The sequence below is a fragment of the Flavobacterium aerium genome, assembly GCF_030766725.1.
Lineage (GTDB): Bacteria > Bacteroidota > Bacteroidia > Flavobacteriales > Flavobacteriaceae > Flavobacterium > Flavobacterium aerium.
Window position 1 is genome coordinate 139,010 of sequence record NZ_JARQWR010000007.1, and the last position, 26,130, is coordinate 165,139.

At 33.1% G+C, this 26,130-nt stretch carries 29 protein-coding genes; 10 read left to right on the top strand and 19 right to left on the bottom strand.

Annotated elements, in window-relative coordinates; genetic code table 11:
* Window positions 1-52: 52 nt before the first annotated feature.
* On the top strand, window positions 53-472 hold the full coding sequence (locus tag P6733_RS11045; RefSeq protein ID WP_306352935.1) for a nucleoside-diphosphate kinase: 420 nt from the start codon (window positions 53-55) through the stop codon (window positions 470-472).
* A gap of 67 nt (window positions 473-539) precedes the next feature.
* On the opposite strand, the gene P6733_RS11050 is transcribed toward P6733_RS11045, so the two are convergent.
* From P6733_RS11050 to P6733_RS11105, 12 genes are all read right to left on the bottom strand, one after another.
* On the bottom strand, window positions 540-836 hold the full coding sequence (locus P6733_RS11050) for a DciA family protein (protein WP_306352936.1): 297 nt from the start codon (window positions 834-836) through the stop codon (window positions 540-542).
* A gap of 2 nt (window positions 837-838) precedes the next feature.
* Window positions 839-1,264 (bottom strand): lipocalin-like domain-containing protein, encoded by a 426-nt coding sequence (locus tag P6733_RS11055; RefSeq protein ID WP_306352938.1) that lies wholly within the window; start codon window positions 1,262-1,264, stop codon window positions 839-841.
* A 1-nt stretch (window position 1,265) separates the two neighbouring features.
* Complete coding sequence (locus tag P6733_RS11060; RefSeq protein ID WP_306352939.1) at window positions 1,266-1,604, bottom strand: hypothetical protein; 339 nt, start codon at window positions 1,602-1,604, stop codon at window positions 1,266-1,268.
* Complete coding sequence (gene ftsY / locus P6733_RS11065) at window positions 1,604-2,557, bottom strand: signal recognition particle-docking protein FtsY (protein WP_306352940.1); 954 nt, start codon at window positions 2,555-2,557, stop codon at window positions 1,604-1,606. Before ftsY ends, P6733_RS11060 begins: the two co-directional genes overlap by 1 nt.
* Window positions 2,558-2,668: 111 nt before the next feature.
* Entirely contained in the window at window positions 2,669-2,821 is a 153-nt protein-coding gene (locus P6733_RS11070) for a DUF4295 domain-containing protein (protein ID WP_306352941.1), read from the bottom strand.
* Between the two features lie 9 nt (window positions 2,822-2,830).
* Window positions 2,831-3,013, bottom strand: a complete 183-nt coding sequence (gene rpmG, locus P6733_RS11075) for a 50S ribosomal protein L33 (RefSeq protein ID WP_306352942.1) — start codon at window positions 3,011-3,013, stop codon at window positions 2,831-2,833.
* 30 nt (window positions 3,014-3,043) lie between these two features.
* Window positions 3,044-3,280: a 50S ribosomal protein L28 gene (gene rpmB / locus P6733_RS11080; RefSeq protein WP_056069897.1), complete on the bottom strand. Its 237-nt coding sequence runs from the start codon at window positions 3,278-3,280 to the stop codon at window positions 3,044-3,046.
* Window positions 3,281-3,357: 77 nt separating this feature from the next.
* Window positions 3,358-4,605: a CinA family nicotinamide mononucleotide deamidase-related protein gene (locus P6733_RS11085; protein ID WP_306352946.1), complete on the bottom strand. Its 1,248-nt coding sequence runs from the start codon at window positions 4,603-4,605 to the stop codon at window positions 3,358-3,360.
* A 19-nt stretch (window positions 4,606-4,624) separates the two neighbouring features.
* Entirely contained in the window at window positions 4,625-4,975 is a 351-nt protein-coding gene (locus P6733_RS11090; protein WP_306352947.1) for a histidine kinase, read from the bottom strand.
* Window positions 4,975-5,586, bottom strand: a complete 612-nt coding sequence (locus P6733_RS11095; RefSeq protein WP_306352948.1) for a fumarylacetoacetate hydrolase family protein — start codon at window positions 5,584-5,586, stop codon at window positions 4,975-4,977. Before P6733_RS11095 ends, P6733_RS11090 begins: the two co-directional genes overlap by 1 nt.
* Window positions 5,587-5,619: 33 nt before the next feature.
* Window positions 5,620-6,396, bottom strand: coding sequence for a 3'-5' exonuclease (locus P6733_RS11100; RefSeq protein ID WP_306352950.1), 777 nt, complete (start codon window positions 6,394-6,396; stop codon window positions 5,620-5,622).
* 112 nt (window positions 6,397-6,508) lie between these two features.
* A complete protein-coding gene (locus tag P6733_RS11105) occupies window positions 6,509-7,933 on the bottom strand; it encodes an RtcB family protein (RefSeq protein WP_306352951.1) in 1,425 nt (474 codons plus the stop codon).
* Between the two features lie 514 nt (window positions 7,934-8,447).
* Between P6733_RS11105 and P6733_RS11110 the strand changes: the two genes are divergently transcribed.
* The gene (locus tag P6733_RS11110) at window positions 8,448-9,464 is read left to right on the top strand and encodes a helix-turn-helix transcriptional regulator (protein WP_306352952.1); all 1,017 of its coding nucleotides are present in this window, start codon (window positions 8,448-8,450) and stop codon (window positions 9,462-9,464) included.
* Between the two features lie 92 nt (window positions 9,465-9,556).
* On the opposite strand, the gene P6733_RS11115 is transcribed toward P6733_RS11110, so the two are convergent.
* Window positions 9,557-10,852: a dihydrolipoamide acetyltransferase family protein gene (locus P6733_RS11115; protein ID WP_306352953.1), complete on the bottom strand. Its 1,296-nt coding sequence runs from the start codon at window positions 10,850-10,852 to the stop codon at window positions 9,557-9,559.
* Window positions 10,853-10,924: 72 nt separating this feature from the next.
* Complete coding sequence (locus P6733_RS11120) at window positions 10,925-12,100, bottom strand: glycosyltransferase family 2 protein (RefSeq protein ID WP_306352954.1); 1,176 nt, start codon at window positions 12,098-12,100, stop codon at window positions 10,925-10,927.
* A gap of 203 nt (window positions 12,101-12,303) precedes the next feature.
* Between P6733_RS11120 and P6733_RS11125 the strand changes: the two genes are divergently transcribed.
* A complete protein-coding gene (locus P6733_RS11125; RefSeq protein ID WP_306352955.1) occupies window positions 12,304-14,166 on the top strand; it encodes an ABC-F family ATP-binding cassette domain-containing protein in 1,863 nt (620 codons plus the stop codon).
* Window positions 14,167-14,294: 128 nt separating this feature from the next.
* Here the strand turns inward: P6733_RS11125 and P6733_RS11130 are convergent, their stop codons facing one another.
* A complete protein-coding gene (locus P6733_RS11130; protein WP_306352956.1) occupies window positions 14,295-15,845 on the bottom strand; it encodes an SDR family oxidoreductase in 1,551 nt (516 codons plus the stop codon).
* Window positions 15,846-16,007: 162 nt separating this feature from the next.
* On the opposite strand from P6733_RS11130, the gene P6733_RS11135 reads away from it, so the two are divergent.
* A complete protein-coding gene (locus tag P6733_RS11135; RefSeq protein ID WP_306352957.1) occupies window positions 16,008-16,604 on the top strand; it encodes a hypothetical protein in 597 nt (198 codons plus the stop codon).
* Window positions 16,605-16,615: 11 nt separating this feature from the next.
* On the opposite strand, the gene P6733_RS11140 is transcribed toward P6733_RS11135, so the two are convergent.
* From P6733_RS11140 to P6733_RS11155, 4 genes are all read right to left on the bottom strand, one after another.
* On the bottom strand, window positions 16,616-16,816 hold the full coding sequence (locus P6733_RS11140) for a hypothetical protein (RefSeq protein WP_306352958.1): 201 nt from the start codon (window positions 16,814-16,816) through the stop codon (window positions 16,616-16,618).
* 234 nt (window positions 16,817-17,050) lie between these two features.
* On the bottom strand, window positions 17,051-17,638 hold the full coding sequence (locus P6733_RS11145) for a hypothetical protein (RefSeq protein ID WP_306352959.1): 588 nt from the start codon (window positions 17,636-17,638) through the stop codon (window positions 17,051-17,053).
* Between the two features lie 2 nt (window positions 17,639-17,640).
* A complete protein-coding gene (locus P6733_RS11150; protein ID WP_306352960.1) occupies window positions 17,641-18,759 on the bottom strand; it encodes a hypothetical protein in 1,119 nt (372 codons plus the stop codon).
* Between the two features lie 183 nt (window positions 18,760-18,942).
* Entirely contained in the window at window positions 18,943-19,620 is a 678-nt protein-coding gene (locus P6733_RS11155; RefSeq protein WP_306352961.1) for a DUF6565 domain-containing protein, read from the bottom strand.
* A 217-nt stretch (window positions 19,621-19,837) separates the two neighbouring features.
* Between P6733_RS11155 and P6733_RS11160 the strand changes: the two genes are divergently transcribed.
* The 6 genes from P6733_RS11160 (at window position 19,838) to P6733_RS11185 (ending at window position 26,093) form a co-directional block, all read left to right on the top strand.
* A complete protein-coding gene (locus tag P6733_RS11160) occupies window positions 19,838-20,527 on the top strand; it encodes an ABC transporter ATP-binding protein (protein WP_306352962.1) in 690 nt (229 codons plus the stop codon).
* Between the two features lie 27 nt (window positions 20,528-20,554).
* The gene (locus P6733_RS11165) at window positions 20,555-21,127 is read left to right on the top strand and encodes a cob(I)yrinic acid a,c-diamide adenosyltransferase (RefSeq protein ID WP_306352963.1); all 573 of its coding nucleotides are present in this window, start codon (window positions 20,555-20,557) and stop codon (window positions 21,125-21,127) included.
* Between the two features lie 149 nt (window positions 21,128-21,276).
* Entirely contained in the window at window positions 21,277-21,498 is a 222-nt protein-coding gene (locus tag P6733_RS11170) for a DUF2795 domain-containing protein (protein WP_002986941.1), read from the top strand.
* 91 nt (window positions 21,499-21,589) lie between these two features.
* Window positions 21,590-24,943, top strand: coding sequence for a preprotein translocase subunit SecA (gene secA / locus P6733_RS11175; RefSeq protein ID WP_306352978.1), 3,354 nt, complete (start codon window positions 21,590-21,592; stop codon window positions 24,941-24,943).
* Window positions 24,944-25,131: 188 nt separating this feature from the next.
* Window positions 25,132-25,635: a type II RES/Xre toxin-antitoxin system antitoxin gene (gene parS / locus P6733_RS11180; protein ID WP_306352979.1), complete on the top strand. Its 504-nt coding sequence runs from the start codon at window positions 25,132-25,134 to the stop codon at window positions 25,633-25,635.
* Window positions 25,635-26,093, top strand: coding sequence for an RES family NAD+ phosphorylase (locus P6733_RS11185; protein ID WP_306352980.1), 459 nt, complete (start codon window positions 25,635-25,637; stop codon window positions 26,091-26,093). The genes parS and P6733_RS11185 overlap by 1 nt, the downstream gene beginning before the upstream one ends.
* Window positions 26,094-26,130 lie beyond the last annotated feature (37 nt).

Here is a 26,130-nt window from a genome sequence, read left to right on the forward strand (position 1 = left end):
GTTAATATTCCAACGAAAAACACTAGTTTTGCAAAAATTTAAAAAATAAACAATGGCTACGAATAGAACATTTACAATGATTAAGCCTGATGCAGTTGAAAAAGGACACATCGGAGGAATTTTATCAATGATTACTAAAGCAGGTTTCAAAATCGTTTCTTTGAAATTAACTCAATTAACTGTTGCTGATGCTAAAGCATTTTACTCAGTACACAGTGAAAGACCTTTTTACGGAGAATTAGTTGAATTCATGTCTAGAGGACCAATCGTTTCTGCTATCTTAGAAAAAGACAACGCAGTAGAAGATTTCAGAACTTTAATCGGAGCTACAAACCCAGCTGACGCAGCAGATGGAACAATCAGAAAGGCTTATGCTACTTCTATTGGAGAAAATGCTGTTCACGGTTCTGATAGTGATGAGAACGCTGCAATCGAATCTGCATTCCACTTTGCAGGAAGAGAGCAATTCTAATCCCGCATTCTTATATAAAAAAAGTCCCGATCATGATGATCGGGACTTTTTTTATGTCTTTATTTTTTTAACGAAGTACAACATCTTTTACAATATCTCGTCGTAATTCTTCATTTATCATTGTAATGATTTTTTGTTTTCCATGGGTGAGCTCTTCTCGCAACACCGATGATGTTAACTCTACATATAAGGTACTTCCACGTAATACAACATTCTGCGTATAACTATTCACTCCATTCCCCATTAAATTTACCCAAGCCTCTTTCACAGATATCTGATCCATGCCCGGCTGAAGTTTATTTATCTGAATAATTTCTCTAAGGACATCGCCTATAGGGCTATTATCATTGGATCTTTTTGCCATAATTATTTTAAATTGATTGCAGCTGCTTTTTTATAGTGGTATTCATTTTTTGTTTCATTGACAATCACCATTTCTTCTGCTGAAATTGATTTCAATTCTTCTTTCCATGTTGCATAGGGTGTTTTGTATTTCAAATACACCACTTCATTTTCAACAATCGCTTCTAGTGATTCTGATTGCTCTTCATCTACTACAAATGTACCGTCTAATTGTGGACTTACTTTTTTTCTAAATCCTTTATTGTCTTTATTAATTTCTATATAATCGTAGGTTAAATTGACTTTATAATCTTTTTCTTTTCCATCTGGCAAAATCACTTTTTCAATTTCCCAATATCCATTTATTTTTGAAACGTCTTGTAGGCTGACTTTAGACTGACAGGCCATTAACATCAAAAATAATGGCATTATTCGTATAATAGCTTTCATGTTATAATTGACTAAAATAGGTATGTATTAACTCAAAATTAAATCGCACTATTCCTATGGCTGCAATAGAAAAAACAACTAATATCCAATTGCATTTTTCTTTTTTTATAGCATAAAAATTAAGCCCACAAAGCAATATTGCTCCTGCTAATAATACGTAATATGTGTAATTACTTTTTAAGTAAAATTGTGGTGAAATCATTGGATTATCGTTTGTAAAATAACGGTATACATTTACGATAATCTGACAAAATAGCACTACTGCATAAAACAATGAAAAATAGGCAATGATCTTCGTAAATGCTACTACATCTTTTGCACGTGGATTTATATTAGCCATTACTTAAAGAATGAATCTACAAATTCGTATTTATTGAAAACTTGCAAGTCTTCAATTCCTTCTCCTACACCGATATATTTTACTGGAATTTTAAATTGATCTGATATACCAATTACAACGCCTCCTTTTGCTGTTCCATCTAATTTTGTTACAGCTAATGAGGTTACTTCTGTTGCAGCAGTAAATTGCTTTGCTTGCTCAAATGCATTTTGTCCTGTAGAACCATCTAAAACTAATAGTACATCGTGTGGTGCATCTTCTACTACTTTTTGCATGACACGTTTCACTTTCGTGAGCTCGTTCATTAGGTTTACCTTATTATGCAAACGTCCTGCTGTATCAATGATTACAACATCGGCATTTTGGCTTACTGCAGACTGTAAAGTATCAAAAGCAACGGATGCAGGATCACTCCCCATTTGTTGTTTTACGATTGGTACACCTACTCTATCTGCCCACACCTGTAATTGATCGATTGCTGCAGCTCTAAATGTATCGGCTGCTCCAAGAACTACTTTTTTTCCTGCTTTATTGAATTGGTAGGCTAACTTCCCAATGGTTGTTGTTTTACCAACTCCATTTACACCTACTACCATAATCACATATGGTTTTGTATGGGCTGGAGTTACAAATTCTGTTGCTTCACCGATATTGGTTTCAGATAACAGTCCTGCAATTTCTTCTCTCAGAATTTTGTTCAGCTCTTCTGTCCCAACGAACTTGTCTTTGGAAACGCGGGCTTCAATTCTTGTGATTACTTTTAGTGTTGTTTCAACTCCCACATCTGACGATACTAGTATCTCTTCAAGATTATCCAGTACTTCATCGTCGACTTTAGATTTTCCGGCAATTGCTTTTGTTAATTTAGAAAAAAAGGTAGATTTCGTTTTTTCTAGACCTTTGTCCAAGCTTTCTTTCTTCTCAGACGAAAATATTTTTTTAAAGAAACTCATATTCAATAGATTACAAAATAAGTATCAACTTATATTTAAAAGGTAAATATAGAAAATAAAAAAGCTACTTTCATTACTGAAAGTAGCTTTTCTATATATATTGTCAATTAATTATTTCTTCTTAAGAAATTCATCAACTAATTCAGGAGCCATAACACTTTCTACGAAAGTATATGCACCAGTTTTTGGAGATTTCACCATTTTGATAGCTTTCGATAATCTCTTAGAAGCTGTCTGTAAGGATGCTACGGTTTTCTTTGCCATGACTAATTATTATTTAATTTCTTTATGAATAGTCACTTTTTTCAAGATTGGATTAAATTTCTTAATCTCTAATCTGTCTGGAGTGTTTTTCTTGTTCTTCGTTGTAATATATCTAGAAGTACCTGGTTGACCACTTGTTTTGTGCTCAGTACACTCTAAAATCACTTGAATTCTATTGCCTTTTTTTGCCATCTTGATGTATATTTAATAGGATTTGGACTATTATTTAATAAATCCATTTGCTTTAGCTTCTTTCAAAACAGCAGCAATTCCATTTTTATTTATTGTTTTTATAGTAGATGCAGCTACTCTAAGAGTAATCCATCTATCCTCTTCAGGAAGATAAAAACGTTTTTTAACTAAGTTAACAGAAAATTTTCTCTTAGTCTTGTTCATCGCGTGAGAAACATTGTTTCCTACCATCGCTCTTTTACCTGTAAGGTCACAAACTCTTGACATTATGCTTATCTTTTATCGTTATTCAAAATCAGGGTGCAAAGAAACATAAAATAAACCTATTTTACAAAAAAAATCTACTAGTTTTTTAAAATTTCTTTCTGCAACATCTCTAAAGCCTTATTTACCGCTCTATCAATGACTTTTTCTCTGGGTTGTCCAAAGTTAAATTCTTCAACATAAACACCTTCTGGAGTCGCTAAAGCGATAAAAACAGTTCCTAATTCGGCATCTGAATCACCTTTAATTGGTCCTGCATTTCCCGTCGTCGCTATCGCATAATCGGTGTTCATTAATCGTTTTACACTCAATGCCATTTGTTCGGCTACAACCGAACTTACTACTGTATGTTCCTCAATACTGGCTTCAGAAACTCCCAAAACTGTTGTTTTAGTATCCGTTGCATAAGTCACTACTCCTCCTCTAAAATACGCTGAAGCTCCTGCAACAGAGGTAAACATTTGAGCAATCTTCCCTCCAGTACAACTTTCTGCTGTAGCGATGGTCTTATCTTGTTTTACTAGTAATCGTCCCAAAACGACTTCCAGAGTATCTTCTTCGCCATATCCGACGATAATATCTCCGATTATATTTTTCAGCGAATTTACATTCGATTCTAATGCTTTTTCTAAAACTTCTTTATCAGTACCTCTAGCCGAAAGACGTAATCTTACACGTCCGGGATTAGGTAAATAGGCCAGCTTAATAAAAGCTGGTAAATCATTCTCCCATTGCTCAATACGCTCTGCTACAATGCTCTCGCCTTGTCCATAGGTCAATATAGTTTGATGGATAATATAGGGTCTTTTGAACTGCTCAATTAATCTTGGAATAATTTCAAAATCCACGATACCTTTCATTTCATAAGGCACTCCTGGTAGCGAAATAAAAATTGTATTTTCTTTTTGAATCCACATTCCTGGAGCGGTCCCAAATCGATTCGTTAGCACAGTACATTTTGATGGTACTAAGGCTTGATCTTTATTCAATTGTGAAGCTGGGCGCTTTAACGCTTTCTCAATCAACTCAATCACATGTTCTAACACTTCTGGATTTACCACCAGGGTATCTTCAAAATAATCACAAAATGTTTTCTTAGTAATATCGTCTTTTGTAGGGCCAAGTCCTCCTGTAATGATCACCACTTCAACATTATTTTGAAGACTTGCCAGTGTATCTAGGATATGCTGTTTGTCGTCCTGAATAGAGATCATTTCATGAACATCTATCCCTATATTATTCAGTGCCTTAGCAATATACCCTGAATTTGTATCTACAATCTGACCAATCAGGATTTCATCCCCAATTGTAACAATAGTTGCTTTCATTAAAGTTGTTTTTGAGAAATTACACCTGTAGATTGAAGTCTTTTTTCACTTCTTTCAAAGCTTTATTAATGTGTTTTTTCAGACTCTTATAGGTTTCTTTAATTTCTTTTTTCTTGCCTTTAAGCTTAGTCCAATTTTCAATATATATTATTTCTTCAAAGGCTGCATCCATACCTAACAGATCTAAAGTCGGTTTTATTTTATGTGCAAAACTATACACAAGACTGTGGTCTTTTGCTTTAATTCCTTCTTTAATTTCCTCTAAATCTAGAGGCACCTCTGAAGCAAAGACCGAGATAATTTGCATTGCAAAATCTTGGTCATTATCGGAGATAGCGTACACTTTTGATAAATTATAATGTAATGCCATTATTTCACTTGAATTCTATATAGTTTTTGTCCTTCAATATATCCCTCGAGGACATCTCCTGGTTTCACTGCTGCTACACCTTCTGGAGTTCCTGTAAATAAAATATCTCCAATTTTTAATGTAAAAAATTGTGATACATAGGCAATCAATTCATCTATTTTCCACAACATATGACTTGTGTTTCCTTTTTGAACTGTCTCCCCATTATTCTTTAATTCAAATGTAATATTTTCCAAAGAACTAAATTGAGATTTTGGTAAAAATTCACCGATAACTGCTGAGCCATCAAAGGCTTTGGATTTTTCCCAAGGCAATCCTTTTTCTTTTAGTTTACTTTGTAGGTCACGGGCTGTAAAATCAATCCCTAATCCTATTTCATCATAATATTTATGAGCAAATTTAGGATCAATATATTTTCCAACTTTTGTAATTTTCACCAAAATCTCTAACTCATGATGTACATCATTTGTAAATTCAGGTATATAAAAAGGAGTTTGTTTTATCAATATCGCTGAATCTGGCTTTAAAAAAACGACTGGTTCGTCTGGTCTTTCATTGTCTAATTCTTCAATATGTTTTACATAGTTTCTTCCAATACAGATGATTTTCATATTAATCTAAAAATTTAAGTATTAAACGAATCTTTAATTTAGTTTGTTATTCAGTTTTCGCAATTTAATTGCAGTCAAAACTTTTTTAGTATACAATGGAAAATCTGCATTTTGAATCCAACCAAAATAACCTGGCTCTGTTTCTAATACCTTATCCACTTTTACTCCTTTATGTTTTCCAAACGAGAATACTTCTTCATTGTCTTTATCAAAAGTGATAAATCCTGCAAAATCAGCTGATTTTTTTCGAGTTGTGTATTCCGACAATAATTTCATATCATTATCCAACTCTTCATAGCGTTCTAATTGTGCTTTTAAAATTTCATATGTCGCCATAGTGTCGGCTTCTGCGCTATGTGCATTTTCCAAACTTTTTCCACAGTAAAATTTATAGGCTGCACTAAGTGTTCTTTCTTCTTTTTTATGAAATATTGTCTGAATATCTACTGAGACTCTGTTTTTCATATCGAAATCAACTCCTGCTCTTAATAATTCTTCCGCCAACAATGGAATATCAAATCGATCTGAATTAAATCCAGCCAAATCGGAGTCTTTAATCATTCCATATACTTGAGAAGACAGTTCTTTGAAGGTCGGTTCGTTGGCTACTTTTTCATCGGAAATACCATGAATTTCAGTGGATTGTGGAGGAATTGGCATTTCAGGGTTGACTAACCATGTTTTGCTTTCTTTGTTTCCGTTAGGATATACTTTAAAAATCGATATTTCAACAATTCTATCTCTAGCGACTTCGATACCTGTAGTTTCTAAATCGAAAAAGCAGATTGGCTTATTTAATTTAAGTTCCATTTTTTCTTTTTCTGTTACTACAAATATACGGTATTGATAGAAATCCAATCATCTTGAAGCAAAAATGTTCAATAAAAAAAGGCTTTAAATAATATTTAAAGCCTTATCAATTCTAATCTTCTCTACTTCCATCATCTGCCATTCGAACAATTTTGGGTGTGAATTTTGCAATTACATCTATCAATTCTTTCTGCGAATTCATCACCATATTAATATCCTTATAGGCCATTGGTGCTTCATCGCGTCCCGCTCCAATTAATGTCACTCCATGTTCTTTCAGTACTTCTCTCATTTGAACTTTTGTAATACTTTTGACCGCTTGTGTTCTACTCATTTGTCTTCCCGCCCCATGTGACGCTGAGTTAATTGCCTGTACTTCTCCTTTTCCTCTAACCAAGAATCCTGGTGCTGTCATAGATCCTGGAATAATCCCCATTACATCTTTTCCAGCAGGGGTTGCTCCTTTTCGATGTACAATTACTTCTTCACCATTCCAGATCTCTTTCCAGGCAAAATTATGATGATTTTCTATTCTGGCTAAAACAACTCCTCCTAAAGCTTTTTCCATCTTATCATGAATAACCTGATGGCATGCTGAAGCATAATCACCTGCTAAATTCATAGCGAACCAATATTCCTGCCCTTCTTGGCTATTCATATCTAAATACGCCAAGTTTGAAGCTTCTTTTGGGAGTTTTGTTTTTTCCTTTGCTAATCGAGTATAATATCCCGCAATGGTTGCTCCCATTCCTCGAGATCCTGAGTGCGTTAATAAGGCTACATATTTCCCTTTTTCAATGTTTAAAATTTCATCTTTTTGTTCAAATTCAATGATTCCAAATTCAACAAAATGATTTCCTCCTCCCGACGTACCTAATTGTGACCATGCTTTATCTTGTAGGTTTTTAATAAATGGTGTCAAGTTAAATTCATTTCGATCCAAAACATCGTGTGTTGACTTATATTGCCCATGAAAACCATGGCCTGCTCCAAACCTTGTATGAGCAATCAGTTCTCTTTTAAACTTTACGCTGTTTTCCTCCAAATAGGCTTCTGGAATATCATAAATAGACAAAGCCATTCTACATCCAATATCAACACCTACACCATACGGAATAATTGCATTTTTGGTTGCTAACACACCGCCAATTGGCAATCCATATCCTTGATGTGCATCTGGCATTAAAGCTCCTCCAATAGTAACAGGAAGCTTCATTGCAATATTCATTTGTCTTTTTGCTCCTTCATCAATATTTTCTTCACCATATACCGCATACTCTAATACTGATGTTTTCAATACTATCGTTTCATCAATTGGAGCATTTGATTCTTCAATTAGTTTTGTAGCTAAATCTTCCAATACAACATCATCTAGAAAATTCTCTGGATTATCTTTTACTTTTTTAAATAAAGCAATCACTTCTTCTCTCTCTGATATTTCACAGTTTTTATTCGCCAATATTAAGGCGAATCCTAAAATCTCATTGGCTTTATATCCTACAGATAATAAATCTGTTCCTGTAATTGTTGTTTTCATTTTTCTTGTTTTTCAATATTCTATAGCAACCTTGATGAGATTCGAACTCACATTCCTTCTCAGGCAATATGGCTGTAAATACGCTTCCCTACTTATTACCATAACTTTCGGTGCAACTGTAAACTCTACCCATTAGTCCGCTCAGGTCTAACCGGAATATCCATACACTCCACGGTTTCGTATTTTACCGCAGCTTTTCCTTTTAAGCTACAAGGTTTTGTTTCATTCCTACATTGCAAAGATGATCGTTGAATCGCGCATAGTAAATGCGCAGTGATAATTAATTTTAAACTATTTTCTAAAGTCTAATAAAATCAAGGTGTTTTATCCAAATAAAATTGAAATAAAAAATAAAATAGCATCAACTGCGTACATATACTGCGTAACATAATCCATTTCACTATATTTGGTCTGCGTGAAGGATGGAAACGGCATCCTTTTTCTCTTCATCCAAGAGAAAAAGATATAGTGAACAGCCTGACCTGAAGGGTCACGCCCCATAAAACTTTATTATATGGCTACGAACAAATTGGCATTAATACGCTATAAAACAATTGATAACTGTTTAAAAAACCGTTTTCGTAAATGGAGCTTGGATGATTTAATTGAACAAGTATCTGATGCATTGTACGAATATGAAGGAATAAGTTCGGGTGTAAGCAAACGTACAATTCAAGGGGACATCCAGATGATGCGTAGTGATAAACTTGGTTATAATGCTCCTATTGAAGTAGTCGACCGTAAGTTTTATATCTATGATGACCCAAATTACAGTATTACTAATTCTCCTATTAACAATTCGGATATGGAGAAAATGAAAGAGATTGTGAGTATTCTAAAGCATCTGAATGGTTTTAACTACTTTGATGAAATGAGTGATATGATCGCTAAGCTGGAAAACAATCTACATAAATCATCTGGGGATAAAAAAAACTATATTCAATTTGAAAATAATGCACAACTAAAAGGATTAGAACACATCAATCCAATATATCAATCTATTTTAAACAAAACTCCTTTACTGATTGAATATCAGTCTTTCAAGGCTATTAAATCTAACCAAGATATTTATCATCCTTATTTATTAAAAGAATACCGCAATAGATGGTTTCTTTTAGCAAAACCTAAAAAAGGAAGTCTTATCACACTGGCATTGGATCGTATTATTGAGTTTCATGCCTTACCAAAAGATATTTTTATTGAATATACCGGTATTGACTTTGACCGTTACTTTGATGATTTACTAGGTGTTACTAAAACTGAGCATGATCGTCCACAAAAAGTCATCCTTCAATTCAATAAACAGAATGCTCCTTATGTGTTAACAAAACCTTTACACAGCTCACAAACTGTATTAAAAGAGGATGAAAATGGTATCGTCGTTTGTATTGATGTTGTATTAAATTTTGAGTTGGAGCGTGAAATTTTGGGTTTTGGAGAATCTGTAAAAGTACTTGGCCCAAAAATGCTTCGTAAAAACATTCTCCGAAGATTACAAAAAGCGACCAAACAATACAATGATGAACAATAATCAAAAGCTAAAAAGTATTTACTGCAAAAAATAGAATTCAAAAAAAAACAGCCTCAATATTGAGGCTGTTTTTTTTTATTGGTATACTTTTATTAAAAGTCTCTATTTACATCAAAAGCTTCTAAATAATCTGCTACTCGTTTTACAAATGATCCACCTAATGCTCCATCTACAACTCTATGATCATAACTGTGTGATAAAAACATTTTATGACGGATTCCAATGAAATCTCCATCTGGTGTCTCAATAACTGCTGGCATCTTACGGATTGCTCCTAAAGCTAAGATCCCTACTTGGGGCTGATTAATAATTGGAGTTCCAAATACACTTCCAAATGTACCAACATTTGTTACAGTATAGGTTCCTCCTTGTGTATCGTCTGGTTTTAGTTTTCCTGCTTTTGCACGATTTCCTAAATCATTTACAGCTTTTGCCATTCCAACTAAGTTCAATTGGTCTGCATTTTTAATTACAGGTACAATTAAATTTCCGTTTGGTAAAGCAGCTGCCATACCTAAATTGATATTTTTCTTCTTGATGATGTATTCGCCATCTACAGAAATATTCATTCCAGGGAAATCTTTTAATGCTTTTGCAACGGCTTCCATAAAGATTGGCGTGAACGTTAATTTCTCTCCTTCTCTTTTTTCGAAAGCATTTTTATTTTTCTCTCTCCATTTCCAAATGTTCGTTACATCTACCTCAATAAATGACTGAACGTGTGCTGAAGTTTGAACCGATTGTACCATGTATCCTGAGATTAATTTTCTCATACGATCCATTTCTACAATTTCGTCTTGTCCATTTACGGATACTGGAGCTGCTTTTTGTGCTACTGGAGTTGCTACTTTTGGTTGTACTGGTGCAACTACTGGAGTTGCAACAGGAGCTTGAGTTCCTCTATTAGCAACATATCCTAGTATATCATTTTTCGTAACTCTACCATCTTTCCCAGTTCCATTGATCGCTTCTAATTCTGCTACTGAAACTCCTTCTTCTTTTGCAATATTTTTCACTAATGGAGAAAAGAATTTTTCAGAATTTGAAAAATCTACTGGTGCTGCTGTATGATCTTTTGCTGATTCAACTGTTTTTTCAACGGCTTGAACAACTTCTTGTTTTGGAGTTGCTTCTGTCGTTTCTCCACCTTCCGTTTCAATAATAGCAATCGTTTGTCCAACCTGAACTAAATCATCTTTTTGAAAAAGTTGTTCCACAAGAATACCTTTTACCTCAGATGGCACTTCAGAATCTACTTTATCGGTAGCGATCTCAAGTACTGCCTCATCAGCATCGATAGTGTCTCCCACTTCTTTTAACCAATTTGTAATGGTTGCTTCTGCAACGCTTTCACCCATTTTGGGTAATTTCAATTCAAATCTTGCCATATTATTAACCTAAAGGTGAATTTTTATTATCTCTTTGCAATATTACTAAAAAAAATAAAATTATTCAGATAATTATGCAATATTGTTCTCTATATTAATTACTTCTCCTCTGTCATTACTGCTGTTACTCCCTATAATATAGTGTGTATTTTCAGGCTTAATTTTAAAGGTTATTCCTTTAATTCTCAGCCTTTGCATATCTCCGATGATGGTTTTATAGTTTATAAAATTATTATCAAAAATAATTTCAACATTACCCCCATCTTTAATTTGTTGCGAAATTACGTTTTTTTCTGATTTTATTTTATGGACTACCACGTTTTTTTGTAAAATCTCCTTCAATTCTGAAAGCAATTTTTCCGATTCTGATATCAATATATAAGAGTCACAATTGGTCTTTGCTTTTGGCTTCCCTTGAAACTTCTTTAAAATCGAGAAGAATACAATTCCTAATGACATAAAAAGTTCAAAAAATGCGGATCCTTTAAAATGTTTTTTATAAAAGAAACGCATCGCTTCCTGAAATCGCTTCATATAGGTACCATCTTTAACGGTACTTTCTCCCTTATAGTGTATTACGGTGGTTTCATGAAAATAATAATTCTGCTTATTTTCCTGTAATATTGTATAAGACAAATCGATATCATCACTATACATAAAGCAAGCCTCATCAAAACCGCCTACTTTACGATATAATTCTGTTTTCATTATCATGAAAGCACCTACCAGAATATCTACTTTTCCTGTCTCATTTTCTGATAAATGCTGCGCATAGTATTTTCCGAATATTTCAGTTTTAGGAAATAGTTTATACAAACTAAAAATCTTCGTAAAAGCAACCCATGGTGTGGGTATTCCTCTTTTACACTCTGGTAAAAAATGGCCTGTTCCATCAATTAACTTCACTCCGACAATTCCTAAATCAGTTTGTTTTTCTGCAAAAGCTAATACTTTACTAAAAGTGTCTTCTGCCACTACTGTATCAGGATTTAAGATGCAAAGATATTCTCCTTTTGCTTTTTCAACTCCAATATTATTTCCTTTTGAAAATCCTGAGTTTTCTTTGTTTTCAATCAATATTACTTCAGGAAATTGCTTCTTCATCATTGCACAGCTATCATCTGAAGAATTATTATCTATTACAATAATTTCGCCTTCAATATCTACTAGAGCTTTCTGTACGCTTTGTACACATTGCTCTAAAAAATAACGGACATTGTAATTAAGAATGATAACTGATAACTTCATTTTTCAAAGATAAGGCATTACTCTATGGGCTTCAAAAATATAAATCTCTTTTTAATTCTCACTACATCCTATGCTTTTCATCCTTGTTAAAATTGAGGATCTGCTTCATTCTCCTTTCTTTTATCGCTCTTTAAAATTTTGAACTACACTATTATCACGGTGCTTTTATAAATAAAACCTATTTTTGCAAAAAATATAGTATTGTGAATTACCTTTCTGTAGAAAATATATCCAAGTCATTTGGCGAAAGAACCTTATTTGACAACATCTCTTTTGGAATCAATAAGGATCAAAAAATTGCTTTCATTGCCAAAAATGGCTCTGGAAAAACAACTATCATGAGCATTATTAATGGTTTGGAAGAACCTGATACTGGTCAAGTAGTATTAAGAAAAGGAATCCGAATGGCTTTCCTTTCACAAAACAATAATTTGCAAGAGGAACTAACCATTGAAGAAAGCATCTTTGCTTCGGATAATGAAATCTTAAAAGTTATTGAAGCTTATGAAAAAGCATTAGAAAATCCAGAAGATGAAGAAGCTTATCAAAAAGCTTTTGACGGAATGGATCAACACAATGCTTGGGATTTTGAAACACAATACAAGCAGATTTTATTTAAATTAAAACTAGAGAACTTTAAATTAAAAGTAAAAAGTCTTTCTGGTGGACAGAAAAAACGTTTGTCATTAGCCATTATCCTGATCAATCGTCCTGATTTATTGATTCTGGATGAACCTACGAATCACTTGGATCTTGAAATGATTGAGTGGTTAGAAAGTTATTTTGCTAAAGAAAACATTACCTTATTCATGGTCACGCACGACCGTTTCTTCTTAGAGCGTGTATGTAATGAAATCATTGAATTAGACAACGGAAAACTATACCAATACAAAGGAAACTACTCTTATTATCTAGAGAAAAAAGAAGAACGAATTGCTTCTGAAAATTCTAGTGTTGATAAAGCACAGAACTTATTCGTAAAAGAATTAGAATGGATGCGTCGCCAACCAAAAGCACGTACTACGAAGTCTAAATCTAGACAGGATGACTTTTATGTAATCAAAGAAAAAGCACAGAGTCGTCGTCGCGAAAACAAGGTGGAGCTTGAAATTAATATGGAACGTATGGGAAGCAAAATTATTGAGCTTCACAAAATTTCTAAAAAATTCAATGACCATGTTATTCTAGATAATTTCAGTTTTGATTTCCAACGTGGAGAGCGCATTGGAATTATTGGTAAAAATGGAACTGGAAAATCAACCTTCTTGAATTTATTGACTGGAACAATTCCGTTAGATGCAGGAAAAGTAATTGTTGGTGAGACAATAAAAATAGGATATTATACACAAAGCGGAATTAATCCAAAACCTGGACAACGTGTTATCGATGTTATTAAGGAATACGGAGAATACATTCCATTGATGAAAGGAAAAATTATTTCAGCTTCACAATTATTGGAGCGTTTCCTTTTTGATTCAAAAAAACAATATGATTTTGTTGACCGATTGAGTGGTGGGGAATTAAAACGTTTGTATTTATGTACGGTTTTGATTCAGAATCCTAACTTTTTGATTCTGGATGAGCCAACAAATGATTTGGATATCGTAACATTAAATGTTCTTGAAAGTTTCCTTTTGGATTACCCAGGATGTTTATTAGTGGTTTCTCACGATAGATACTTTATGGATAAAATTGTAGATCACTTATTTATCTTTAGAGGTCAAGGTGTTGTTGAAGATTTTCCTGGAAATTACTCTGACTTTAGAGCTTATGAGGATAGTGCTGATGTAGCTCAGAAAGAAGAAAACAAAGCAGAAAAGAAAGATTGGAAACAAAATAATCCTACCGGAAATCTAACTTTCAATGAACAAAAAGAATATCAAAAACTAGAAAGAGAAATCAAAGATTTAGAAATAGATAAAACTAAAATTGAGCAATTATTCTCTGATGGAAAAGTAGCGGATGCTGATATTGAGAAAAAAGCCAATGAGTTGCAAAATATCATTGATAAAATAAATCAGAAAGAAGAGCGTTGGTTTGAACTAAGCGCAAAGATTGAAGGGTAAAATCTTTCAAATCAATTCAATTAAAAACCACAACAAAATTAGATTCTGTTGTGGTTTTTTTATTTTTCACTAGAAACATAAAATCAAATATCATTTTCTCAAAACAACTGAAAACTGACTATGAATATCTACCACGGAATAGGGTTATAATCTTTTAAGAACTTCCCACACCAATGTTTTCCAGTATTAATTCCATCGAATAAAGGATCCATGACACGTGCAGCACCATCAATAATATCAAGTGGTGGCTGAAAATCTTCTAGGTCTTGTTTCTTTTTAGCCAATTCTGCAGGATCTTCATCGGTTACCCACCCTGTGTCCACTGCATTCATAAAAATCCCATGTTTTGCCAAAGTTCCAGATGAAGTATGTGTTAGCATATTTAAAGCTGCTTTAGCCATATTGGTATGAGGATGGCGGTCTTCTTTGAAAAAACGATGGAATTTCCCTTCCATTGCCGAAACATTAATAATGTGTTTTTGTCCAGTATTATCTTTTTTCATTACTTCTGAAAGACGATTGCACAATACAAAAGGTGCAACAGAATTCACAAGTTGTACTTCTATCATTTCTGTTGTTTCAATTTGCCCTAATCTTAAGCGCCAACTATTTGTTTTTCGTAAATCTATTTGTTGCAAATCGGCATCCAGTTCTCCTTCTGGAAAAACTTCATTTGCCACCAATGCATTGTCAAAAGAATATGGAATCTGAGATAATTTAGCCGAAGCACGCAATCCAATTCCTGGTTCGGGCCCATGCCAAGTTACTGGCATATTCTCATTCGAAGAAGCTCCCAGAGTCAATACTTTTAATTCATCTAGACAGCTCGTATGATCCCTCAATAATTCTTGTGCTTCTTTAGGCAGGGTACTTATTGCAGACTCTTCATTTTTCATTAAATGGCTATAGAATCCCGCTGGGCGTCTAACTGTCTGCGCAGCATTATTAATAAGAATATCTAGTCTATCATACTTCTGCTCAATAAAATTGCAAAAAATTTCTACACTCGGTATATGGCGTAAATCTAATCCATGAATTTTTAAGCGATGCCCCCATTCCATAAAATCAGCTTCTTTAGAAAAGCGTAGTGCCGAATCTACAGGGAAACGTGTCGTTGCAATAACTGTTGCACCACCACGCAAAAGCATTAAAGTAATATAATAGCCAATTTTTAATCGAGAACCCGTAACGACTGCTACTTGTCCTTTTACATTGGCAGTTTGAAAACGTTTGACATAATTAAAATCACCACATTCTGTACACATCGTATCATAAAAGTGATGCATTTTGGTGAATTTGGTTTTACATACATAACAGTTTCTAGGGGTTTCTAATTCCAATTGCTCTTTATAGGCAAGCTCATTAAAGGCCAATAATTTTGGTGCAACAAATACACTTGCCTCACGCGCATGACGAATCCCAGTTTCTTTACGAGCTGTTTTGTCCTTCTTTTCCATTTTACGTTTGGCAGCTTGCTTACCATCCTTAACTCTTCTGGAAAACTCATCTCTATCTGGTCTAGAAAACATCCCTGCTTCTTTGATCAAAGCTATTCTCTGCTCTTTTGGGATATCAAATATTTGATCTGTATCAGTATTTAGTTGTGCTAAAACAGCAATACATCGGTCTATTTCTGCTGAAGTTATTACCTGCTTAACCACCATTTCTTCCTTCCCCATCCTATAAAATGTATATTATTGTTCGCTTAAATTTTAAGGTCGCAAATATAGTCTTTTTAGTATCAGAAAGGTTCAAAGTTGGGCAGGATGAAGTCTCATCTTTCTACTTTTGACTTTTGACTATTATCTTAGTATCTTTGTGCCCACTTTGTAATTATCATTATGTTATTTCAAATAAAATCATACCTACAGTTTTTATGGCATTCCTCTAACCAACACGGTATTCATTCTCCTTTTGTATACACATTGGTTACCCGGTGTTTTTATGATCAGACGATTAAACCTAAATATTCTGACTTAAAGGCGAGTAATTCAATGGTTTTGAAAAACATAAAACTATTGTATCGGATAACACATTATTTCAATCCTAAGAAAATACTTCTTATCGGCTCAGATAATTCTATTGCTTCAACAATACAGCTTGCTTGTCCTGATGCTAAAATCGTATTACTCAATCAAACCGACACTCCTACTTATTTCAATGATACACAATCTAATATTGAAATTTTTGATTTCGTTTATATCGAAAATAACCTTTCAAAAGATAATTTACTAACAGTTGTTAATTCATTGTCAGCCCGAATTCACAATGATAGTTTTATAATACTGAACCCAATAAATAAGTTTGCTTTCCAACAAGATATTTGGAATTCTATCTTAACTATTCCGTTCGTCAAGGTTAGCATAAATACTTATGCTTTGGGATTATTATTTTTTCGGAAAGAACAAGAAACTGAACATTTTACTGTTAGGGTCTAATTTGATTTTATTTAATTCTTTTTCCTTCTAGCAAAGAAAATCAAGCATAAAATAATTGATAACACAAGTAATAAAGCGCCAATAGGCTGATATCCAATTAGAAGATAAACATCATGCACTCCAATATCTATTAATGTTTTCTCTGGATAAATACACCCAAAAAGGATGAGAATAATACTCGCAAATAATACTAAATATATTAGTTTTTTCATGGAACCCAGTGTAATATTTGTCTTAAAAAAATGAAGATTCTTTAGTCTTTTTTTTACTAAAAATAAAAACTAAACCATAAAACATAGCTGAAATTACAGCTAGCCATTGACCTATAAAAATAGACGACATAGCACAATAGGTATCCTTAATATTTATAACATACACATTATCACTAGTATACCCATAAATTATCAATATTAACCCTAAACTAAATAATAAAACAATCATTTTTCTCATAATCTAGTATAATATTCGTCTAAAAAGAAAGCATTAAAAAAAGTAAAATCCCCAAAAGGAATAAAACTTTTATTTATTTCAGGTAATTTATAATCCAGTAATTCTATTGGAAATTTCGAGAATCTAAATTTATTTTCAGTCAGGATACACATCTTCTCAATCTCATCAGAATACAATGCTTCAAGATCTTTTCTTATAATAGGTTTTTTAATCCATTTCAATTTATCTACATCTACTTCAGCTTCCAAAACATAATAAGTATAATATGGTATTAGTATACTAATATTCATACAAATACTGTGAAGTTTATTTCCTAGCATTGTTGTTAATTGGAAATTCAATGCCCTATCTCCTGAACTAAACAAAGTTACATCATGATAGTTAAAATCTGATCTGATATTCTTAAAATTAACGGCATAATCTTCCCATTGTTCTTTACTTCTCAAAATATGATCAAAAGTATTTTGAACAAGCCGAAGATTTTTAGACTCAATAGTGTTATTATATTCCTCCATATTTATAATCTCTTCAATTCTAGATGGATAATAACATTTTGCTATATTGCTTAAAATTGTCTCTATCATAATTAATTACAGTCTCCTGGTCCAAACCAATTTGTTTTATATTCTGTAGGCGTTACAGTATTCGCAGGATTTAATTGAAATCTAGCCCCTGGATTACTCATTTCAAATTCATTTTTTAATGTCTCCGCAAAATAATAGTAAATTTGTGTATCAGAAGCAATATTACTTTTAAAATAATTTTTTGTTATATTCATTGCGCTTTCTAGAGAGTTTGCTGTAGACAATGCTGCAGCCCCAGGAGTAATATTTGTATTTCCAATCGCTAAATTAGTTGGCATTTGAAAAGATACTGCTTGAGGTATTGCAATATGCACTACACGAAACCTTAAAGGAGTTAGTGTTTCAACTACTATAATATTAAAATTAATGTTTTTAACTGCTGCTTCTTGCCATGGTAAATTAGTTTTTTTTATATAATTAAAACTATTACAATCTGGATAACTATCATCTATATTAGGTTCAGTGGGCATAGTCTCTCCACCTCCAAATATAGGTATTGGTATAGTTGGCACTCCAGGATTTATCATTGGTCCATTAGTCGGATTAGATGGCCAGCCTCCATTAGAACTCCCACCACCACCCACGACAACTACTTCATCCAAAATACCATTATGACATCTACTACAATGTGGATTTCCATTTCCTCCTCGAGCACTTTCGCCTTCTTGAGGATTTCCATTTATATAACTAATAGCACTTAGGCTATTGATCTCTAAATCATTTATTATTAAAGTACCCGTAAAATTCCTTAATATCTGATGTACAGTAAGATTTTCAAATGCATAACTATCTTGAGCCTCATTAAATTTAAAAGTCCATAATTTCGCTTTAATTAGATTTCCATTTATACTAACTAGTAATCTTTCAAACGTCTTATCACTTTCACCTTTTAATGATAATACTATTACAGAAGACAAACTTGAACCTCGCTGTAAAAATCGAGGTGAGCCTATAACTATCTTATCCTCTAAACTAACATTATTATATCTTACCCAATCTTTTACTTTAATTAAAATTTCATTTTCCTGCTTCTTAATATCCAAATACTTCTGGTCATCATTTGAACATCCAAATAGGATAATTAAGCAAATCGATAAAAGGAAAAACTTCAATATTTTCATAATAACGTGTCTTTTTATATTAAAATAATTTTAATACAAAAATATAGCAACGCTAAAAACCATAAAAATTAACCTACCCCGAAAACAATTAAAATGAAGTGAATTTTAATTGTTTTCGGGGTTAAAAACACAAAAAAAAGACTGCCTTCTCAGACAGTCTTTTTTTTAAAAAATTCTTTTTCATTACTTTTTAGCTTCTGCATTTTCTTCTGCTTTAGCTCCCATTCTATTCACAGTATACATTGGGGCAAACTTTAATTTCAGTTTTGCAATTGCAAAATTATCTTTAGAGGTTAATCCTTCTTTTTCTACAGTATTTTTTCTACTATCTAACGCTTCATACATTGCTTTTACTTCATCCCAATCTTCACGAGAATATTTATCTTTATTCTCCGCAGCAGTATTTACAAATTGCTCATAAACACTGAGGATATTATCTTTATTCACCCAGTCAAATTTCATATCTGCTCCTATTTTACCTTGTCCAAACAAGCTATTTCTTAGCACTTGTATTTTATCTACTTCAGCTGCTTTCTTTTCCGCTTCTTTTTCTTTTTCTAGTTTTGCTTTCAATTCGGCATATTTTGCTTTACTGGCAGCTAACTTAGCTTCTGCATCTGTTTTTACTTTGTCTTTCAAATTAACAATCGCAGCTTCTGCTTCTGCAGTTTTCTTTTCAAATCCAGTTTCAATAGATTCCCAATGTGTTTTCATGTCTGCTGTTGCCACATTTGTAATTGAATCTACATATACAGCATAGGTATCAATTGTTTTTTCTGCTTTTGCTTCTGTTTCACTTTTACAAGCCGTAAATCCCAATGTAATCACAGCTACTACTAATAATGCATTTTTAGTCTTCATAATTTTTGGTTTTATTGGTTAGAAATCGTTCTTTAAAATTACACAAATATCACTTATACAGCCAATTTTGATTTAAATTATTAGTATTTTATTAACAAATAACATTAAATATCATTTCAAACTTCTAATAGTTCATTTTAAATTCTATTTCTTAAAATTAATTTGATAACCTAATCGTATTTGTTTTTTTCCTTACTTTTAAACTCAAATTAATTGTATGACAGATCCACTTATTAAAATTACTGATATAAAAAGAGATTTCGTTCTGGGTAATGAAATTGTAAAAGTTTTAAAAGGTATTGATATTCAAATCAACAAAGGAGAATATGTTGCTTTAATGGGTCCTTCTGGTTCTGGAAAATCTACATTAATGAATTTACTAGGATGCTTAGACACTCCTACTTCTGGTCAGTATATTCTAAACGGTAAAGATGTCAGTAAAATGACCGATGATGAACTGGCAGAAATTAGAAATAAAGAAATTGGTTTTGTTTTTCAAACCTTCAACCTTCTTCCGCGTACTACCGCCTTAAATAATGTCGCTCTGCCAATGATTTATGCAGGTTATTCCAAAACAGACCGAACTAAGCGCGCAGAAGAAGTACTTACACAAGTAGGTTTGTCCGATAGAATGGATCACGAACCGAATCAACTTTCGGGAGGACAACGTCAAAGAGTTGCTGTTGCCAGAGCTTTAGTCAATAAACCGTCTATTATTCTTGCTGATGAACCTACTGGAAATTTAGATTCTAAAACTTCCATTGAAATCATGAATTTATTCAATGATATTCATGCTAATGGTAACACCGTTATATTAGTTACTCACGAAGAGGATATTGCTGCTTATGCTCATCGTATAATACGCTTACGAGATGGCATTATTGAAAGCGATAACAAAAATCGTTAATATTCAAAACCTACAATTTTTTGTCTTATGAAAATATATACTAAAACAGGAGATAAAGGCACTACTGCCTTATTTGGTGGTACACGTGTCCCAAAACATCATATTCGCATTGACAGTTACGGAACTGTTGATGAATTAAACTCTCATATCGGTTTAATTAGAGATCAAGACATGAATCAACATTATAAAGACATTCTAATCATTATTCAGGATCGTCTTTTTACTGTAGGAGCCATTTTAGCTACTGATCCAGAAAAAGCCATTTTGAAGAGTGGAAAAGAACGTCTTAATATCCCGAAAATCACCGAAAAAGATGTTCTTCTATTAGAGGATGAAATGGATGAAATGAACAAAGAACTTCCGCCTATGACACATTTTGTGTTACCAGGCGGACATACCACTGTGTCATATTGTCATATTGCACGTTGCGTTTGTCGCAGAGCAGAGCGATTATCTGCCCATTTGAATGAATTAGAACCTACTGACGTAATGGTATTACAGTACTTAAACCGACTTTCTGACTACCTTTTTATGTTGGCACGGAAGTTGACATTTGACTTGAAAGCGGAAGAGGCAAAATGGATTCCTGAGAAAAATTAGCAGTCCAAAAAGTCATTTTTAGCTCTTTTTATTCTTTTTAGAGTAAAAAACAATAAAACGTTCTTAACTTTTTATAAAATAAATAGAATTTTACTTGACTATATCAGTAGAAAAATTATTTTTGCATAAATATTAAATCGATAAAAGATATGTATTGGACTTTAGAATTAGCATCTTATTTGAGTGATGCTCCTTGGCCTGCTACCAAAGATGAACTTATCGACTACGCTATCAGAACTGGAGCGCCACTAGAGGTGGTTGAAAACCTTCAATCTATAGAAGACGAGGGTGAGATATATGAATCAATGGAAGAAATTTGGCCTGATTATCCAACAGACGAAGATTATCTTTGGAATGAGGATGAATATTAAAAAATAAATTCAAGGAAAAAGTCTCAAAATGAGGCTTTTTTTTTGTTTAATTTTACACATTATATTAAGAATTAGAAATAACAACCAAATTATGAGTTTTTTAAATAGCATAATCAAAGCTTTTGTGGGGGATAAGTCTGAAAAAGATGTTAAAGCTTCTCAACCTATCATAGCAAAAATTAAAGCCTTAGAAAGTGAACTTTCTGCTTTATCACATGATGAATTAAGAGCTAAAACTGCTTTCTTCAAAGAGAAAATCCAACAAGCGCGTGCTGAAAAAGATGCTGCTATTGCTTCAAAAAAGCAAGAAGTTGAAACTACTGAAGATATTGATAAAAGAGAAGAAATTTATCTTGCTATTGATGCTTTAGAAAAAGAAGCTTATGATATTTCTGAAAAAACTTTAATGGAAATTCTTCCTGATGCTTTTGCTGTTGTAAAAGAAACAGCTAGAAGATTCAAAGACAATGCACAGATCACAGTTACTGCAACGGCAAAAGACCGTGAATTATCTGGATCTAAAGAGTATATCCAATTGAATGGTGATCAAGCAACTTGGGCTAACAAATGGAATGCTGCCGGGAAAGAAATTACTTGGGACATGATTCATTATGATGTTCAGTTAGTTGGTGGTATGGTTTTACATCAAGGTAAAATTGCTGAGATGCAAACGGGTGAGGGTAAAACATTAGTTGCAACTCTACCTTTATACTTAAATGCTTTAACAGGAAATGGTGTTCACTTAGTTACCGTGAATGACTACCTTGCCAAAAGAGATAGTACTTGGAAAGCTCCTTTATTCGAATTCCACGGTATGACCGTTGATTGTATTGACAATCATCAGCCAAACTCTCCTGGAAGAAGAAAAGCTTACGAAGCAGATATTACTTACGGAACGAATAATGAATTTGGTTTTGACTACTTAAGAGATAATATGGCTCACACTCCTGCTGAGCTAGTTCAACGTAAACACAATTATGCTATTGTCGATGAGGTCGATTCAGTATTAATTGATGATGCTAGAACTCCTTTAATTATTTCTGGACCAGTTCCTCAAGGGGATCGTCATGAATTTAACGAATTAAAACCAAAAATTGACCATTTAGTTACTCTTCAAAGACAAATGCTTAACGGTGTTTTGGCTGAAGCGAAAAAATTAATCAAAGAAGGTAATACTAAAGAAGGTGGATTCTTATTATTAAGAGTTTACAGAGGTTTACCTAAAAACAAAGCATTAATTAAATTTTTGAGTGAAGAAGGTGTTAGACAAATTCTTCAAAAAACCGAAAATCAGTATATGCAGGATAACAATCGCGAAATGCATAAAATAGATGAAGTTCTATATTTTGTGATTGAAGAAAAAAATAATCAAGTTGAACTAACTGACAATGGAATTAAATTCCTTTCAACTGATACTGACAGTGATTTCTTCGTGTTACCAGACATTGGTACTGAGATCGCTAATATTGAAAAACAAAAATTAACGAAAGAAGAGGAAGCGGAACAAAAAGACCAATTATTCCAAGATTTTGGAGTAAAAAGCGAGCGTATCCACACTCTTACTCAGTTATTGAAAGCATATACTTTATTTGAAAAAGATGTTGAGTATGTAATCATGGACAACAAAATTATGATTGTTGATGAGCAAACAGGACGTATCATGGATGGTCGTCGTTACTCTGATGGTTTACACCAAGCAATTGAAGCAAAAGAAAATGTAAAAATTGAAGCTGCTACTCAAACATTTGCAACTGTAACATTACAGAACTATTTTAGAATGTACAGTAAGTTAGCTGGTATGACTGGTACTGCTGTAACAGAAGCTGGTGAGTTCTGGGAAATCTATAAATTAGACGTTGTTGAAATTCCTACTAACCGTGGAATGGCTAGATTAGATAAAGAAGATTTAATCTACAAAACAACTCGTGAAAAATTCAATGCTGTAATTGAGGATGTTACTCAATTATCATTATCAGGAAGACCAGTGCTTATTGGTACTACTTCAGTTGAGATCTCAGAATTATTGAGCCGAATGCTGAAAATGAGAAATATTCCTCATAATGTATTGAATGCTAAAATGCATAAAAAAGAGGCTGAGATTGTTGAAGAAGCGGGTAAAGCTGGTGTTGTAACTATTGCAACGAATATGGCTGGTCGTGGTACGGATATTAAACTTTCTGCAGAAGTTAAGGCTGCTGGAGGTTTAGCAATTATCGGTACTGAAAGACATGATTCTAGACGTGTTGACAGACAGTTACGTGGTCGTGCTGGTCGTCAAGGTGATCCAGGAAGCTCTCAGTTCTACGTTTCTCTTGAGGATAACTTAATGCGTTTATTCGGTTCTGAAAGAGTAGCTAAAGTTATGGATAGAATGGGATTAAAAGAAGGTGAAGTAATTCAACATTCTATGATGACTAAGTCTATCGAGCGCGCTCAGAAAAAAGTAGAAGAGAATAACTTTGGCGTTCGTAAACGTTTATTAGAATATGATGACGTCATGAATGCACAACGTGAGGTAGTTTACAAACGTCGCCACCATGCATTATTTGGAGAGCGTCTTAAAGTAGATATTGCAAATATGATGTATGACACTTGTGAAAACATCGTTGAAACAAACAAACCTGCAAATGACTTCAAAAACTTTGAATTTGAATTAATCCGTTATTTCTCTATCAGTTCTCCAATTACTGAAAGTGACTTTGCAAGACTTTCTGATATTGAATTAACTGGTAAAATATACAAAGCAGCATTACAACATTATACAGAGAAAACGGAAAGAAATGCAAATGATGCTTTCCCTATCATCAAAAATGTTTACGAAAACAATGGTAACCAATTTGAACGTATTGTTGTTCCTTTCACAGATGGTATTAAAACATTGAATGTTGTTACTGATCTTGAAAAAGCATATAGTACTAATGGTAAACAATTAGTTGCTGATTTTGAGAAAAACATCACTTTAGCAATCGTTGATGAGGCTTGGAAAAAACATTTAAGAAAAATGGATGAATTGAAACAGTCTGTTCAATTAGCTGTTCACGAACAAAAAGATCCATTACTTATTTACAAATTTGAAGCTTTCAAATTATTCAAAGCAATGTTAGACAGCGTGAATAAAGAAGTTATCTCTTTCTTATTTAAAGGTGATTTACCGGCTCAAAATCCTGAAAGCAATATTCAAGAGGCTAAACAGGTACGTCAAAAAGAAAATTATCAAACAAGCAAAGACGAAATCCCTAATACAGATGAAGTTGCTGCAAAAAATAGAGAAGCTTCTCAAACACAAAGACCTGCTGTTACTGAAACAGTAGTAAGAGATGCTCCAAAAATTAACCGTAATGACACTGTTACAATCAAACATGTGATTAGTGGAAAAACGGAAGAGATGAAATTTAAAAAAGCAGAAGCATTACTTCATTCAGGAGAATGGGTTCTAATTGACTAATCTCTTTTTAAATTTAATATTATTAAAACCTCAAACAATAGTTTGGGGTTTTTTTATAGCAAAAAATTAAATTAGCAAACATCACGCAATACACCTGTCTAATATTTATAGACAAATGTCAAAATAATGAAGAGAAAATTTGAAAGACCAAAACAAAAGTCTTATATTTGTAGACAAATGTCAACATTATGGTACACGCAATTCAAAAATCAAACAGCGATTTAGACAAAGCCGTTAGAGTCTTTGTTCGAAAAGTAGAGAAAGATAGAGACTACAAAGTAATAAATAACAATATTACATATAATGAGCTACTATCAAGTCCCATGTTAATTGTTCACTCAATTCGCGAAGGTGTGCCCTTTAATCTTTTTAAATTAATAAAACAAGTAACTCCTTTTAGCGAAGATGATTGGGCTAACTTTTTAAATATTTCTAAAAAATCTTTACAACGTTATAGAGATGCAGATGGTTATATATTTAAACCAATTCACTCTGAAAAAATATTTGAACTTGCCGAAGTTACTAATCTAGGAAAAGAAGTGTTTGATGATGTAGAAAAATTCTACCTTTGGTTAAACACGCCTAATTATGGCTTGGGGAATTTGAAACCTACAGAACTTTTAAGAGATTCATACGGGAAAGACTTAGTAATTAAAGAACTACATAATATCGATCAAGGAATATTTGCATAATGAAAGTTTATCGACTGGCAAGAAAGAAATACCCCATTGCACTCTCGGGTAAAGGCGCAGCTGTGTACGGCAACAGATGGAATTCCCAAGGAATTGAAATCATCTATACTGCCGAAAGCAGAGCTTTGGCGATGGCAGAGGTTGCTGTACATTTAACAATCGCAACATTACCTTCTGATTTTGTAATGCTCGAAATCACCATCCCAGATGATATTACTCAAACTCAGCTTAATAGTTCCGAATTATCCATTGGATGGAATACATTTCCTCACACAACCTACACGCAACATTTAGGTGATATTTTTATCAATAATCAGACTCATGCAATTATCCGCGTTCCATCGGCAGTTGTAAAAGGCGATTACAATGTTTTGATAAACCCCTACCATCCCGAATTTGATTTAATTAAAATTACTTCTCAAGAGGATTTTCCTTTTGACGAAAGGCTTTTTAAGTAACCAACATTAAATTCAACCAATAAATCCCTCCATTTTA

What these genes read in the sequence shown, in the direction of transcription:
- P6733_RS11060 (WP_306352939.1), bottom strand. Translation starts at nt 1,604, where the DNA reads ATGGCTAATATAAATCCACGTGCAAAAGATGTAGTAGCATTTACGAAG.
- P6733_RS11090 (WP_306352947.1), bottom strand. Translation starts at nt 4,975, where the DNA reads ATGGCATTACATTATAATTTATCAAAAGTGTACGCTATCTCCGATAAT.
- P6733_RS11165 (WP_306352963.1), top strand. Translation starts at nt 20,555, where the DNA reads ATGAAAATATATACTAAAACAGGAGATAAAGGCACTACTGCCTTATTT.
- secA (WP_306352978.1), top strand. Translation starts at nt 21,590, where the DNA reads ATGAGTTTTTTAAATAGCATAATCAAAGCTTTTGTGGGGGATAAGTCT.
- P6733_RS11055 (WP_306352938.1), bottom strand. Translation starts at nt 1,264, where the DNA reads ATGAAAGCTATTATACGAATAATGCCATTATTTTTGATGTTAATGGCC.
- P6733_RS11110 (WP_306352952.1), top strand. Translation starts at nt 8,448, where the DNA reads ATGGCTACGAACAAATTGGCATTAATACGCTATAAAACAATTGATAAC.
- P6733_RS11085 (WP_306352946.1), bottom strand. Translation starts at nt 4,605, where the DNA reads ATGAAAGCAACTATTGTTACAATTGGGGATGAAATCCTGATTGGTCAG.
- P6733_RS11070 (WP_306352941.1), bottom strand. Translation starts at nt 2,821, where the DNA reads ATGGCAAAGAAAACCGTAGCATCCTTACAGACAGCTTCTAAGAGATTA.
- P6733_RS11150 (WP_306352960.1), bottom strand. Translation starts at nt 18,759, where the DNA reads ATGAAAATATTGAAGTTTTTCCTTTTATCGATTTGCTTAATTATCCTA.
- rpmB (WP_056069897.1), bottom strand. Translation starts at nt 3,280, where the DNA reads ATGTCAAGAGTTTGTGACCTTACAGGTAAAAGAGCGATGGTAGGAAAC.
- P6733_RS11140 (WP_306352958.1), bottom strand. Translation starts at nt 16,816, where the DNA reads ATGAAAAAACTAATATATTTAGTATTATTTGCGAGTATTATTCTCATC.
- P6733_RS11045 (WP_306352935.1), top strand. Translation starts at nt 53, where the DNA reads ATGGCTACGAATAGAACATTTACAATGATTAAGCCTGATGCAGTTGAA.
- P6733_RS11135 (WP_306352957.1), top strand. Translation starts at nt 16,008, where the DNA reads ATGTTATTTCAAATAAAATCATACCTACAGTTTTTATGGCATTCCTCT.
- P6733_RS11160 (WP_306352962.1), top strand. Translation starts at nt 19,838, where the DNA reads ATGACAGATCCACTTATTAAAATTACTGATATAAAAAGAGATTTCGTT.
- P6733_RS11105 (WP_306352951.1), bottom strand. Translation starts at nt 7,933, where the DNA reads ATGAAAACAACAATTACAGGAACAGATTTATTATCTGTAGGATATAAA.
- P6733_RS11120 (WP_306352954.1), bottom strand. Translation starts at nt 12,100, where the DNA reads ATGAAGTTATCAGTTATCATTCTTAATTACAATGTCCGTTATTTTTTA.
- rpmG (WP_306352942.1), bottom strand. Translation starts at nt 3,013, where the DNA reads ATGGCAAAAAAAGGCAATAGAATTCAAGTGATTTTAGAGTGTACTGAG.
- P6733_RS11155 (WP_306352961.1), bottom strand. Translation starts at nt 19,620, where the DNA reads ATGAAGACTAAAAATGCATTATTAGTAGTAGCTGTGATTACATTGGGA.
- P6733_RS11145 (WP_306352959.1), bottom strand. Translation starts at nt 17,638, where the DNA reads ATGATAGAGACAATTTTAAGCAATATAGCAAAATGTTATTATCCATCT.
- P6733_RS11130 (WP_306352956.1), bottom strand. Translation starts at nt 15,845, where the DNA reads ATGGGGAAGGAAGAAATGGTGGTTAAGCAGGTAATAACTTCAGCAGAA.
- P6733_RS11185 (WP_306352980.1), top strand. Translation starts at nt 25,635, where the DNA reads ATGAAAGTTTATCGACTGGCAAGAAAGAAATACCCCATTGCACTCTCG.
- parS (WP_306352979.1), top strand. Translation starts at nt 25,132, where the DNA reads ATGGTACACGCAATTCAAAAATCAAACAGCGATTTAGACAAAGCCGTT.
- P6733_RS11115 (WP_306352953.1), bottom strand. Translation starts at nt 10,852, where the DNA reads ATGGCAAGATTTGAATTGAAATTACCCAAAATGGGTGAAAGCGTTGCA.
- P6733_RS11100 (WP_306352950.1), bottom strand. Translation starts at nt 6,396, where the DNA reads ATGGAACTTAAATTAAATAAGCCAATCTGCTTTTTCGATTTAGAAACT.
- P6733_RS11095 (WP_306352948.1), bottom strand. Translation starts at nt 5,586, where the DNA reads ATGAAAATCATCTGTATTGGAAGAAACTATGTAAAACATATTGAAGAA.
- ftsY (WP_306352940.1), bottom strand. Translation starts at nt 2,557, where the DNA reads ATGAGTTTCTTTAAAAAAATATTTTCGTCTGAGAAGAAAGAAAGCTTG.
- P6733_RS11050 (WP_306352936.1), bottom strand. Translation starts at nt 836, where the DNA reads ATGGCAAAAAGATCCAATGATAATAGCCCTATAGGCGATGTCCTTAGA.
- P6733_RS11170 (WP_002986941.1), top strand. Translation starts at nt 21,277, where the DNA reads ATGTATTGGACTTTAGAATTAGCATCTTATTTGAGTGATGCTCCTTGG.